This is a genomic window from Rhizobium sp. LEGMi-198b, from assembly GCF_054114205.1.
In genome coordinates this window covers 23,555-36,539 of record NZ_JBSYVH010000007.1, presented here as the reverse complement: position 1 = coordinate 36,539, position 12,985 = coordinate 23,555, and the positions used below count along the sequence as shown (strand labels likewise).

Here is a 12,985-nt window from a genome sequence, read left to right as displayed (position 1 = left end):
AGTCTGGCGCCTCGCTCAAGGGCGAGGCGCATCTTTGATCATAGTAGAGGGACTGGCGTGACGACTTCTGTGCGTTCTCGCTCAAGTTCGGGTTGATTCATGAGCATCGACAACATCGAGGCCCGCCAGGCGGACCAGCATGTGGCGCCGGAGGCGGACCACGGCGATCAAGCAAAAACCATCGTCAACCGCATCGCCCAGTTGCGCGCATGGCTCTTCCTTGCCGCGCTGATCGTGATTTTCGAGGTTTGGGCGCGCGTCGATTTCGGCGGCACCTTTGTCGGCTCAGCCTTCAACTGGCAGTCGGTCGCCGTTTTTGCCGTGGCGCCGCTGCTGCTTGCCATCGGCCAGACCTTCGTCATCATATCTGGTGGTATCGACCTTTCGACGGGCTTCATCATGGGTCTCGCTGCGGTCGTAGCCGCACATGTCACCAATATGGTCGGGCTTTACATGCCGCTGCCGGTGGCCATGGTGTTCGGAATACTCGTCGCAATGCTCGCGGCCACAGTGCCGGGCTGCATCAACGGCCTGTTGATTTCCCGGCTCAAGGTTCCGCCCTTCATCGGCACGCTCGGCATGTTCGGCGTCGCACGCGGTACCGCATTTCTTCTCGCTGGCGGCACGACCGTGCCGGTTAAGAATTCCTATTTCGCCGAGCTCGGCAACGGCCGTTTCTATGGCGTGCCCTATCTCGTCATCGTCACGCTGATTTTCGTGGTGATCATGCATTACCTGCTGAGCCAGACCCGCTTTGGCCAGCACAATTACGCAATCGGCGCCAATGCGCAGGCAGCAAGGCGGGCCGGCATCGATCTAAAATCCCATCTCCTGCGGCTCTACATGCTGTCGGCGGTCTGTGCCGGTCTCGGCGGCGCGCTCTATGCCGCCCGCTTCACCGCCGGTGCTGCCCAGGCCGGCGAGCCGCTGCTGCTCGACAGCGTGGCCGCGGTCGTCATCGGCGGCGCCAGCCTGTTTGGCGGCTCGGGCACGATCATCGGTACCATTGCCGGCGCGCTGGTTATCGCCGTCATTCAGTACGGCTTGGTTTTCATGAATGTAGAGCCGTTCTGGCAGTTCATCGCCGTCGGTATCGTCATCATCATTTCGGTGCTCATCGACCAGGCGCAGCGTCGCTTTAGCGGAGCAAAACAGGATGAATAGCACAGAGCCTCTTCTCGAAGTCCGGAACCTGTCGCGTTACTTCGGCGCAGTCCAGGCCTTGGACAATTGCTCCATGGTGGTCCACCCCGGCGAGGTTGTGGCGCTCGCGGGAGACAATGGCGCGGGCAAAACGACGATGATCAAGACGATCTCGGGCGTTTATCCGCCGACCGCCGGCGAGATCTTGATTCAAGGAAAGCCCGTCACCTTCTCCTCCCCACAGGATGCGCGGGAAAAGGGCATCGAGACGATCTATCAGGATTTGGCGCTTGCCGACAATCTGACGATCGGCTCCAACATCTTCCTTGGGCGCGAACCGATGAAGAAGCTCTTCGGCTTTCTACCCGTGATCGACCGGAAGGCCATGGCGGAAGCCGCGCGGGCCACGATGGCGCAGCTCGATTTCCATGTGAAACGGCTCGATGCGCCGGTCAGCAACTTCTCCGGCGGCCAGCGCCAGGCGGTCGCGATCGGGCGCGCGGTCTACTGGAACGCTCGCATCCTGATCATGGACGAGCCGACCGCAGCACTTGGCGTACCGGAACAGCGCAAGGTGGTGGCCTTGATCAAATCGCTGAAGGCACAGGGCCGCGGCGTCATTTTCATCTCGCACAATCTACAGGATATTTTCGCCGTCTCCGACCGCATCGTCGTCCTTCGCCGCGGTATCGTTGCCGGAGAGCGCAAGATCAGCGAAACGACGCATGAGGAGGTCGTCAAGCTGATGATTGGCGGTTAACTGATTGACTATGCTGCTTTATAGTTGAGCGATTGCAAGCTCCGGCCCGGTCCATTGGCTACCCGAGATGCCTGACGACAGGCCCCAAGCGACTGCCCAAGGGCTGATTTGATCGCTTGCAATATAGCCCGATGTAAAGAGCGTCTGTGCATCGGCAGGGATTGTGGCGGCAACGGCCTGGTCCGACAAATTGGCAATAAGACCGAGCTTTGCCTGGCCCAGTCGCCAGGTGACGCGCACCAGTGAGCCGCTTTTGTCGTGGACGGCCGAGTGACCTTGGGCGTGTGGGAGAAGTGGCACGATCTTTTCGCGCCGGAGCGTTATCAGCCGCTCGTAATAGGCGTTGAGTGCCTTGTCCTGCTCCGCCTCGTCCCAACGCAGCTTTGCGCTGCAAAAAGTGGCCTCTGAGGTCGGATCGGGCGCATCCTCTGCATCGAAGCCAGGTAGCCGTGATAGTTCCTCCTTTCGGCCGAGCCTCACCTTGCTGTTCAGTTCCTCGTCGAAATCGCAAAAGAAGGGAAAAGGTGTGGTGGCGCCCCATTCCTCGCCCATGAACAGCATCGGGATTTGCGGCGAGAGCAGATAGACGGCTGCGATTGCTTTTATGGCTTCAATTGAATGAGAAGTGACCATACGGTCGCCCATTGCCCTGTTGCCGATCTGGTCGTGGTTCTGCATGAAGGAAATAAAGGCCGTTGGCGGCAGACCGGCGCTGGGCGATCCTCGGGATCGCCCTCTATACCCCATGTGTTCCCCTTGAAATACGAAGCCCTCGGCAAGCGCCCGGCCTATATGCGATCGACAATCGACATAGTCGCGGTAGTAGCCGAAGGTCTCGCCAGTCGCTGCCACGTGGAGGGCATGGTGGATATCGTCGTTCCATTGGGCCGTGAAGTGAGACGGCTTACCATAAGGATCGCGAGCCAAAAGACCTGAATTGTTGTCCTCATTCTCAAGGATGAGATGGATGTGGCGATCGGGGAGCGCCTGTCTGACGCTGTCGGCCAGCTCGTTCAGGACATGCGGATCGCTGTCGTCCTTGATTGCGTGAACGGCATCGAGCCGCAGACCGTCCATGCGAAACACGCTCAGCCAGTAGATGGCGTTTTGAATGACAAAATCGCGCACGAAGCGGCTGCCCTCGCCATCATAGTTGAGACCATTGCCCCAGGGGCTTTTGTGTCGGTTGCTGAAGATCGGTGCGTAGGTGGGCAGGTAATTTCCGTCCGGGCCGAAGTGGTTATAGACGACGTCCAGGAAAACGCAGATGCCACGCTCATGTGCCGCGTCGACGAGCATTTTCAGATCTTCGGGACGCCCATAGCTGCTGTCCGGCGCATAGGGCAGAACGCCGTCATAGCCCCAGCCATATCGCCCCGAAAAATCACTGAGCGGCATGAGCTGGATCGCCGTAATGCCGAGCCGCTGCAGATGATCGAGCTTTTCGATGGCGGACAGGAAGGTGCCGGCCTCCGTAAACGCTCCGACATGCAGTTCGTAGATGACGATTTCCTCCCAAGCCCGGCCTTTCCAACGCTCCATGCGCCACTCGAACGTCTGATCGATCAGTTCGCTGGGGCCATGAACATCGTTTGGCTGGAAACGCGATGCCGGATCCGGCACTTCCAGACCATCGGAGAGCACGAGCTTGTAAAGATCTCCCGGGCGTGCCTGCGGTACATCGGCGATATGCCATCCGTCCTGCTGCCGGCGCATCTCCCATTCCCCGTCCTGCTCGATCCTGACCTTCACACGGTCCTGCAACGGCGCCCAGAGGCGGAACGTGACGGAATGCGCCTTGATATCAGGCCCGAATGTGAAGCTGTTTTGCATGTCCTCTCCGCCCGTGTCGTCGCTTTGAATTCTGCACGTCCTCCAACGCATCCTGTCGGCGAGTGTTCCTCAGCCCGGAACAGATCTTGTTTGGCTCCGTTGATAGAAGCCATTCTTATGCAGGGGAAGCTATGCGTGTTCCGACCTCCTCCTACCGCCTGCAATGTCGCGGCGACGTCACTTTCGACCGGGCGTGCGAGCTTGTTCCTTATCTGCAAGACCTCGGCATCAGCCACCTCTACCTCTCGCCAATCTTCACGGCTACGAAAGGGTCGACGCATGGCTACGACATCACCGATCCAAACGGGATCGACCCGGCGATAGGCGGTCGCAAGGGGTTCGACATGCTGACGGCAAGTTTGCAAAGAGCCGGACTCGGCCTCATCGTCGATATCGTTCCGAACCATATGGCTGCCTCGCTCGAAAACGGCTGGTGGCGCGACGTGCTACGACATGGGCCGAAAAGCATTTATGCCGGCCATTTCGACATCGATTGGAGCGAGAAGTTGACATTGCCGTGGCTTGGTAAGCCTCGTGAAGAAGCCCTCGCGGCCGGCGAGCTTCAGCTCTGTTACGATCCCACCGTAGGTCATTTGCAATTGGCTCATTTCGACAATTGCTTTCCGCTCTCCGAAGGCAGCGCCCAATTTGTGATGGCGCAGACAGGCGGAGACGCCGGGCGATTGCAGGCTTTCTCACGGGATGTCGCGAAAATGAAAGAGCTGCTCCAAGAACAGCACTGGCAATTGCTGTATTGGAAAGATGCCGCTCGGCACCTCAACTACCGCCGCTTCTTCGAGGTCGCAGGTTTGGTCGGCATAAGGGTGGAAGACGAGCGGGTCTTTGAAGACACGCATCGGCTGACGATAGAACTGGTCCGGTCCGGTCAAGTACAGGGTTTGCGCATCGATCATATCGACGGGCTTGCGGATCCGAAAACCTATCTTGAACGCCTGCGGCGGGCGGTCGGTGCCGACACGTTCATCGTGGTTGAGAAAATCCTTGGTAGCGGCGAGACCTTGCCGACGGACTGGCCCGTGTTGGGCACCACCGGGTACGAATTCATTTCCGCCATGGCGGACCTCTTCGTTGCAGACGAGGGCTTACAAAAAATCGAGGCAGCATACGCGACCGTCGACAATGAGCATTCCGACTTTGCCACTGGTTTGCGCAACGCGAAGCTGCTGATGGTCGAGCGCAATTTCGCCGGCGAGATGGCGCGCCTGACCAGGTTGGGCAAGTCGATTTTTCCTAGAGCCAGCGGAGCGGAAGTGTCGTCGGCGCTTCGGGAGCTGTTGGTCGCCTTTCCGGTCTATCGTACTTATGGTTACCGGAGAGCTCTGTCTGCGGCGGATGATGCGGTCCTTTGTATGGCGATAGAAAAGGCGCGAGCCAGATTGCCGGCGGCGGACGCTTTGGACGCGATCGGCAGCCTGTTGCGCGGAGAAATCGCGGATGACCGGGTTGTGGAGTTTCGAGCCAGATTTCAGCAACTCAGCGGTCCGGTCATGGCAAAGGCCGTCGAAGATACGCTGTTTTATCGGTACAATCGCCTGATCGCGATGAATGAGGTCGGTGGCGAACCCGCAAAGCCGCCGCGTGGCGTTGCCGCCTTTCACCAAGCGATGGCGGATCGACTTCAGCGCCAGCCGTATGGGCTTTCCGCGACGTCGACGCATGACACGAAACGCGGAGAAGACGCGCGTGCGCGTCTCTACAGCCTTTCACTGCATCCTGACGTCTGGATCGACGGTGTCGCGCGGTGGCGCGCGTTGAATGCAACCTTTCGCACCGATCTTGCGGACGGGCCGGCGCCGGAGCCCAATATCGAATGGATGTTGTATCAGACACTGGCAGGAATCTGGCCTGACGATATCGGGCAAAGCGATACGGATGAGCTGAAAGACCGGTTTTCGGCCTTTGTGTTGAAGGCGATACGCGAGGCGAAGTTGCGAACGGATTGGATGGAGGAAAGGCCCGAATATGAAAAGGCAGTTTTGGAGTACGCCGCCGCTTTGCTTTCGCTTCAAAACACCGACTTCCTGAGCGACTTCAGAAAGACACTGCAACCATTTATTAAGCTTGGTTATTTGAACGGCCTGTCTCAGTTGCTGACCAAGCTCACCGCACCTGGCATCCCCGACATCTACCAGGGGGCTGAGGGTCTCGATTTCAGTATGGTCGATCCGGATAACCGAAGGCCAATCGATTATCGTGCAGCCGGCGCGGCGCAAGTCCTATCTCCCTTCGAAAAGCCGTGGGCCACATCCCTGAAACGGCAGATCATCCGAAGCGTCTTGCGCCATCGCAACAATCATCCTCAACTCTTTCTCGAGGGTAGCTATCATCCCCTTGAGGTCAAGGGACAGCGGTCGGACAACCTCGTCGCTTTTGCCCGAGTTCATCACCAGGAGGCGGCAATCACGATCGTCCCGAGGCTGGTGGATGCTGCCGGTACCGGAGCTGATTTCTGGGAGAACACGGCGGTGTCGATACCGCCGCGACTTGGCGGGCAAATGCGTGACCTGCTGACTGGTCAGTTACTGGTTGCGGGCGATATTTCCGCGGCGCAATTGTTTGAGGAACTTCCCGTCTCCTTCCTTGTCACATCCAACTAACTCTTTTGTCGGCCAATCCACAGCCGTCGGTGTGCCGGAACAAAACGTGTCGTTGCGGGGTTTGTGGGTGCGTCAAAGAAGAGGCCCGGATGACACAAGACGGAAAGAGATATGCAATTGAGCCCGGCGATTTCACGCGCCTTGGAGCGAACTACGATGGGCAGGGCGTCAACTTCGGGCTCTTCAGCGCCTATGCGGAAAAGGTGGAACTCTGTCTTTTCGACGAGACCGGAATGCGTGAGATCGAGCGGATTGTTTTACCCGAATTCACCAACGAGATCTGGCATGGCTATATTCCGGGCCTGAAACCCGGCGCTCTATACGGTTACCGTGTTCATGGGCCGTTTGATCCGGATGGGGGTCATCGCTTCAACCCGAACAAGCTGCTGATCGACCCCTACGCCCGCGAATTGGTGGGCAATGTCGAATGGTCGCAAGCGCAATTCGGCTACATTCTGGACGACGAGCTGAAAGATCTGTCTTTCGACGAGACGGATAGTGCGCCCTTCATGCCGAAGTGCCGCGTCATCGATCTCAATGGCAGAGATAAAACTCCCTACCCAAAGCCGTCCGTTCCATGGTCGCAAACGATTTTCTATGAATCTCACGTCAAGGGATTGACGATGCTGCATCCGGCAATTCCAGGGGAACTGCGCGGCACGTTTGACGGGCTCGGCCAGAAAGCGATCGTCGACTATGTCAAAAGCCTTGGCGTCACCTCGATCGAGCTGCTTCCGATCCACTTTTTTCCGGATGACGGTCATCTACTCGACAATGGCCTCAGCAACTACTGGGGCTACAACACGCTCGCCTTTTTTGCACCGGCTTCCCGCTATTACGGTCCGAAAGGCTTCGCGGGCTTCCGTGAAATGGTGCGCGCCTTCCATGACGGCGGTATCGAGGTGATTCTGGACGTCGTCTATAATCATACGGCCGAAGGCAACGAGCTTGGCCCGACCCTCTCGTTCAAAGGCATCGACAATTTTTCCTATTATCGCACTCTGCCCGACACGCCACGCTACTACATCAACGACACGGGCACCGGTAACACCATCAATACGTCTCACCCACGCGTACTGCAGATGGTGACGGACTCGCTTCGCTATTGGGCTGAGGAGATGGAGGTTGATGGCTTCCGCTTCGATCTCGGCACAATTCTCGGCCGGGAACCGCAAGGCTTCGACCAGCGCAGCGGCTTTTTTGATGCGGTTGGCCAAGATCCGGTGCTCTCCAAAATCAAGCTTGTAGGCGAGCCGTGGGATATCGGCCCCGGCGGGTATCATGTGGGCGGCTTTCCGCCGGGCTGGGCAGAATGGAACGACAAATATCGCGATACGATCCGCGACTACTGGAACGGCACCCCGGGCACGACGAGAGATTTCGCCGCGCGCATCCTCGGCTCGGGCGACGTCTATGATCTGCGCGGGCGCCGACCATGGGCGAGCGTCAACTTCTTTGCGGCCCACGACGGCTTTACCCTCAACGATCTCGTCTCTTACAACGACAAGCATAATGAGGCCAATGGCGAGGACAACGAGGACGGCCACAACGACAACCGCAGTTTCAACTATGGTGCCGAAGGGCCAACGGAAGACGAGGGCATCAACACGACGCGAGATCGTCAGAAGCGGAATTTCATGACGACCTTGTTCCTGTCGCATGGGACGCCGATGTTGCTCGCCGGCGACGAGTTCGGCCGCAGCCAGATGGGCAACAATAACGGCTATTGCCAGGACAATGAGTTTAGCTGGCTACACTGGGAGGCACCCTATGAGAGTGCCGAAACACTCCGCGCTTTCACCAAACGTCTAATTGCGCTTCGACAGGATCATTCGATCTTCAGGCGGGAGAATTGGCGCGATGGCTTGATCGTCATCTGGCTCAATCCCGGCGGTGGCGAGCATGCCGAAGAACATTGGGAAGATGAGGCAAGCACGACCATCGGACTGCGTCTGTCACGCAAGCACCCCTTCGAGGAAGGGTGGGACGACGTGCTGCTCCTGTTCAATCCTCAGGATGAAAATGTCGACTTCAGCCTGCCCGATGACAAAAGCTGGGTTTTGGAGCTCACCACTTCGGATCCGATGGCGAGGGGTGTAGAAGCAATCGCCGAGCAAAGCCTGCAACTCGAAGCCCGAAGCTTAGCGGTTCTGCGGCCGATCTGAATTGGCGCATTCGAGGCGGCGGCCATGCTTGCCATATTCCGGCATGCGCGAGCTTCCAGCGTTGCCGTCCACTATGGATGTCATACCACCCACGGATCGACCAGCTCAATCCCAAAGCCTTCGAAATCTCTTATGTTGCGCGTTGCAAGGGCAAGATCATGGGCAATCGCCGTGGCAGCGATCAGGCCGTCCATGGACGACAGGCCGCGGCCGTTCCGCTTTGCGAGGCCCATCAGATCGCCCCAGGCCACGGCAACCGGTTCGTTCACAGGGAGGACACGATGCTCGAAGCGTTGCGGCAGGTCCTGGGCAAGCCATTCAGTCAGCGCGTCGCGCTTCCGCCCGCTATCCATCAGTGCAACCCCGCGCCGGATCTCCGCGATCGATACGACACTGATGAAGGAGCGATCCTCGTCGAGACCATCTAGCCATTTCAAAACATGCGCATCAGGGCGCGGTCTTGTCACCTCAGACAGGACATTGGTGTCTAGCAGCAGTCTCACAGCGAAAGATCACGCGGGTCGTCGCGCTGACGTTCGAGGTCCAGATCGGCGCCGCGCAGGGGTGACCCCATCAGAAACTCTGCAAGCGTGCCTTTGCGCGCAGTCTTCCGATGCCACTCTTCGGCAGAGACGACGACGACACTTGGCTTGCCGTTTCGCGTAATTGTCTGCGGCGCGGATTGCGCGCATTCGATGACCTCGGAAAGTTTCGCCTTTGCGCTGGCGACAGTCCAATTTTGCTCGCTTGGTGTTGGTCGCATTGCTCGTTTCTTCCTGACCATTGTGACTATAATGACTATATAAGACCAGGATCGTCGAGTGGCAAGCGGCCAGACATTTTGACCGCAACATCATCGAATGTTTCACTGCCGCTCAGGTGAAAGATTTCCCGATCGTATCGGCAACGTGAGCGCCGCGACTGCCCATGGGAAGGGCGGGGCCGATGGTTGTGTCAACCGCCGTCTGGTGCTCCAGTTCCGCGTTGACTTCCGCCCCGACCAGCAAGATCACCACGGACAGCCAGATCCAGATCAGAAAGCCGATCAGAGCGCCAAGCGTGCCATAGGTGGCATCGTAGTTGGCAAAGTTCTTGAGGTAGATAGAGAACAGCAGGGACATGGCGATCCAGCCGGCGGTCGCCAGTGCGGCTCCCCAGGTGAGCCATCGCACCTTCGCGGGTTCGCGGCTCGGGCCGAACCGGTAGATTGCCGTCACGGCAATGATCATGAGAACCAACAGAATTGGCCAGCGCAGGATCAGAACGAGGTTCTCCTTCCACTGGTCGAGCCAAAGCAAAGACAAGGCCAGCGGCATGATGGCGACCGATCCAATGACCAATATGGCCACCAATGTTGCACATAGCGTAAAACAGAGCGCGATGAGATTAAGGCGGACTAGCCCGCGCTTTTCGGCTTCTTCATAAGCAACATTCATCGCATCGAAGAGTGCCAATGTTCCGCTATGCGTGCTCCACAAGGCGACCCCCAAACCGAGAAACAGCGCCACGCTCAGCGTCTCGCTCCGCCGTTCCACGAGATCCTTCAGTCGATCGGCGATCATATCAAAGGAGCCGGGGGGAAGGAGAAGGGCAAGTGAACGGAGATGATCACTGATGCTCGCGGGATCGGCAACGAAGCCATAGAGCGAAACGAGTGCTGCAAGTGCGGGAAAGAGCGCAAGCAGAAGATAAAAGGTCACGCCTGCGGCAACGAGCGTAATGCGATCGTCACTGACCTCGTGGACGACGCGCCAGAACACATCGCGCAAGCCGCGGGCCGGTATTTGCTCCGGAACGGCTGCAAATCGCCCGAGTTCCTGATGGAGCGCGTGGTCTCCAGCCTTAGCAGGCCCGGCTTCGATATGTTCTCGCTTCACGAATGCACGAGCCACGAGCAAGGCGAGGATCGCAATACTAGTTGTTTGAAATAGGGAAGCCGTACTTTGTGGACGACCATGGCGGACACGCTTTCTCATCAGGTTACTCCATCAGACAGCCCATCGCTTTGCGGTAACGCTTAACCTGACGAAAAGATGCGCCGGACGCCGTGCGGAACGACGCGCGGTACCCGCGGGCCATCCGGATGCTATTTTTCAGCTTCGATAACGACGATCGATCTGTCAGCGGCGTCGATCAGTGAATTGGCAATTCCTCCGTAGGAAAGCCTTTTGCCCGCTTGCCTGCTGACGCCCAGCACTATCAGATTTGCGCGGCGGCGCCTGGCGTTTCGTAATATAGCCAGCTCCGGCGATGTCCCTCGTTCAACGGTTTTCTGAATGTCGAGGCCATAATTTGCCGCGATTTCGTCGACCCGTTTGAAGGCTTCTTCATGAAGATCGCTCATATCGCTGAGGCGGGGCCGCCGAAGGAGTTGCTGCGGATCGGTGACGTATACGACGGCGATTTCACAACCGGCAGCTTTTGCGATTGCCGAAGCGAATTCGACGGCGCGGGTGGAGCGCTCCGTCCCTGAGACTGGAACGAGGATGCGGAGTCTACTATCCTCTTCGGGTAGCCGCCCTCTGCTGAAGGTAATTGCCACGGTTCCCTGAAACGAGGATGTCATCTTTGTAAAACGCTCGTCCAGCCCCCCGGCGTCGGCGATGGCTGGTTCGGCCCCGATTATCATCAGGTCGTGTCCTTGCTCAGCGCTTTCGGAAAGTGCTTGCTCCAGATCGCCGCCTTTCTTTCTGCCGGTGACGTGGACGTCCGAGGGTGTGGCAAAATCGGCATCGGATTGCGCCACCGATTTCGTTGCGGTTGCCTTGACGCGATCTACAAATGTTGCGACGCCGTCTGCGTCCGACCGCTGCTCGCTCGTCTCACTCTTTGCCTCGTCGTCAATACGCAGCACCGTCACCGGCATCTGCCTGATCGCGGCCAGGAACCCTGAGATTCTAGAGGCCAGGTTGCCATTTTTAGACAGATCGACTGCCAGCAATATGCGTTCAAATTTGCCGAGGTAGCTCGCCTTTTCGAACTCCTCGCTCTCCAGCCGGTTCTGCTCCTCTGCCCGAACCGGCAACCGCGTAAGCGCCCATCGCAAAGTCGGCGGCATGAGCATTGTTGTGACGACGGCCATTGCTACAATAATGGAAAACAACCGCTGATCCAGGACGCCGACGGAAAGTCCGATGGAAGCAACGATCACCTCGGTAGAACCCCTCGCGTTCATACCGCAGCCGAGCGCAATGGCTTCCGAATTTGAGAACCCCCCGAAACGGCCACCGAGAAATGCGCCGCCGAACTTTCCGATGCTAGCGATGACGATCAAGCCGCTTGCCAGCAACAGGATTGCCGGATCCCGAAGCACCGTTAGATCTGTCTGAAGCCCGGTGAGACCAAAGAACACCGGCATAAACAGAGCCGTCGTCAGCGCTCGAAGTTGTGTGTCTATTTGACGTGTCAGGATGGGCGATTGTCCGACGAGGATGCCTGCCACAAACGCGCCCAAGACCGTATGAACGCCAATTAAATCGGTGATGATCGCCATGACGCCCATGATCGCGACAATGGCACTTAGGACGGGAAGGTCGCTTTTGAAGCGGTCGTTCGTCCAACGGATTATCTCGAAGACGACACGCCGTCCAATCGTAAAACTCACTCCCATGAACAGAAGCGTGCCGATCACGCTCTTCGCAAGCGTCGGCAGCTCGACTCCTCCTTTTTCCGCAAGGGAGAAGGTAACCGAGATGATGACCCAGCCAACCGTGTCGTCGATGATGGCGGAGGCAACGATCAACTGACCGATATTTCTCCTCATGAAGTCCATCTCGCGAACGACGGAGGCGACGATTTTCACCGACGAGATGGAAAGCGCCGTGCCCAGGAACAGCGAGGCCACAAGTCTTTTCTCGGGGTCGGGAAGCAAGCCCGCCGGAAGGAATTCGCCAAGCGCAAAACCCGCCGCGAAGGGGACGACGATGCCCGTGAACGAGACACCTAATGCCGCGCGCCGCATTCGTCGCGCCAAGCCGAGGTCGGTCTCCATTCCCGCCAACAGAAGTAGAAAAAGTATGCCTAGCTGCGCCACCGAGTTGATCATGCTTTTTTGCGCATCGTCGGCGGGAAACACTATGGTCTGAAAATCAGGCAGGATCGCGCCGAGAACGGACGGACCAAGCAATACCCCACCGATGATTTGGCCCATGATCGATGGTTGCCCGATGCGCACCATAAGTTCCCCGAGCAATCGCCCGACGATAACCAGGATAACAATTTGAATAAGGAAAAGTCCTTCGGAGGGCACGGCGGTATGGCCTCCGTTCGCGGCGAAAGCCGATGTCGCAATGCCTGCATAAAGTAGCAGGCCGATCAAAATCGGACCTGAGTATCGCTTTCCGAGGTTCATTGATCTCATGAGGGCCTTGCTCACCGCCGAGAATCTGACGCGAACGAGTGTCGATAGTGAAGGGGCTAGCAGGCGGGGTATTTAGCTCGCTTGACGAAGCGCTCAGATGTCGTTT

General features: G+C 58.0%; 9 protein-coding genes. 4 read left to right on the top strand and 5 right to left on the bottom strand.

Annotation, left to right across the window (positions count from 1 at the left end):
• The first annotated feature begins 99 nt into the window (after window positions 1–99).
• Complete coding sequence (locus ACXHXG_RS23880) at window positions 100–1,164, top strand: ABC transporter permease subunit (RefSeq protein ID WP_457900930.1); 1,065 nt, start codon at window positions 100–102, stop codon at window positions 1,162–1,164.
• Window positions 1,157–1,903 (top strand): ATP-binding cassette domain-containing protein, encoded by a 747-nt coding sequence (locus ACXHXG_RS23875; protein ID WP_457900929.1) that lies wholly within the window; start codon window positions 1,157–1,159, stop codon window positions 1,901–1,903. The genes ACXHXG_RS23880 and ACXHXG_RS23875 overlap by 8 nt, the downstream gene beginning before the upstream one ends.
• An 18-nt stretch (window positions 1,904–1,921) precedes the next feature.
• Here ACXHXG_RS23875 and treZ read toward each other — a convergent pair whose 3' ends face one another.
• Window positions 1,922–3,736, bottom strand: a complete 1,815-nt coding sequence (treZ, locus tag ACXHXG_RS23870; protein ID WP_457900928.1) for a malto-oligosyltrehalose trehalohydrolase — start codon at window positions 3,734–3,736, stop codon at window positions 1,922–1,924.
• A gap of 131 nt (window positions 3,737–3,867) precedes the next feature.
• Here treZ and treY point away from each other — a divergent pair, with 131 nt between their 5' ends.
• The gene (treY, locus tag ACXHXG_RS23865) at window positions 3,868–6,354 is read left to right on the top strand and encodes a malto-oligosyltrehalose synthase (protein ID WP_457900927.1); all 2,487 of its coding nucleotides are present in this window, start codon (window positions 3,868–3,870) and stop codon (window positions 6,352–6,354) included.
• A gap of 89 nt (window positions 6,355–6,443) precedes the next feature.
• Entirely contained in the window at window positions 6,444–8,519 is a 2,076-nt protein-coding gene (gene glgX, locus ACXHXG_RS23860) for a glycogen debranching protein GlgX (protein ID WP_457900926.1), read from the top strand.
• 80 nt (window positions 8,520–8,599) lie between these two features.
• On the opposite strand, the gene ACXHXG_RS23855 is transcribed toward glgX, so the two are convergent.
• From ACXHXG_RS23855 to ACXHXG_RS23840, 4 genes are all read right to left on the bottom strand, one after another.
• Window positions 8,600–9,022: a type II toxin-antitoxin system VapC family toxin gene (locus ACXHXG_RS23855; RefSeq protein WP_457900925.1), complete on the bottom strand. Its 423-nt coding sequence runs from the start codon at window positions 9,020–9,022 to the stop codon at window positions 8,600–8,602.
• Complete coding sequence (locus ACXHXG_RS23850) at window positions 9,019–9,282, bottom strand: type II toxin-antitoxin system prevent-host-death family antitoxin (protein WP_104826582.1); 264 nt, start codon at window positions 9,280–9,282, stop codon at window positions 9,019–9,021. The genes ACXHXG_RS23855 and ACXHXG_RS23850 overlap by 4 nt, the downstream gene beginning before the upstream one ends.
• A gap of 112 nt (window positions 9,283–9,394) precedes the next feature.
• Window positions 9,395–10,495 carry a YihY/virulence factor BrkB family protein gene (locus tag ACXHXG_RS23845; protein ID WP_457900924.1) on the bottom strand — a complete coding sequence of 367 codons (1,101 nt, stop codon included), beginning with the start codon at window positions 10,493–10,495 and terminating at the stop codon, window positions 9,395–9,397.
• A gap of 110 nt (window positions 10,496–10,605) precedes the next feature.
• Window positions 10,606–12,870, bottom strand: coding sequence for a cation:proton antiporter domain-containing protein (locus ACXHXG_RS23840; protein WP_457900923.1), 2,265 nt, complete (start codon window positions 12,868–12,870; stop codon window positions 10,606–10,608).
• Window positions 12,871–12,985: the final 115 nt, after the last annotated feature.

Excerpts from the sequence above, each read along its gene's own strand:
- ACXHXG_RS23880 (WP_457900930.1), top strand. The coding sequence starts at position 100 with ATGAGCATCGACAACATCGAGGCCCGCCAGGCGGACCAGCATGTGGCG.
- ACXHXG_RS23875 (WP_457900929.1), top strand. The coding sequence starts at position 1,157 with ATGAATAGCACAGAGCCTCTTCTCGAAGTCCGGAACCTGTCGCGTTAC.
- treZ (WP_457900928.1), bottom strand. The coding sequence starts at position 3,736 with ATGCAAAACAGCTTCACATTCGGGCCTGATATCAAGGCGCATTCCGTC.
- treY (WP_457900927.1), top strand. The coding sequence starts at position 3,868 with ATGCGTGTTCCGACCTCCTCCTACCGCCTGCAATGTCGCGGCGACGTC.
- glgX (WP_457900926.1), top strand. The coding sequence starts at position 6,444 with ATGACACAAGACGGAAAGAGATATGCAATTGAGCCCGGCGATTTCACG.
- ACXHXG_RS23850 (WP_104826582.1), bottom strand. The coding sequence starts at position 9,282 with ATGCGACCAACACCAAGCGAGCAAAATTGGACTGTCGCCAGCGCAAAG.
- ACXHXG_RS23845 (WP_457900924.1), bottom strand. The coding sequence starts at position 10,495 with ATGAGAAAGCGTGTCCGCCATGGTCGTCCACAAAGTACGGCTTCCCTA.
- ACXHXG_RS23840 (WP_457900923.1), bottom strand. The coding sequence starts at position 12,870 with ATGAACCTCGGAAAGCGATACTCAGGTCCGATTTTGATCGGCCTGCTA.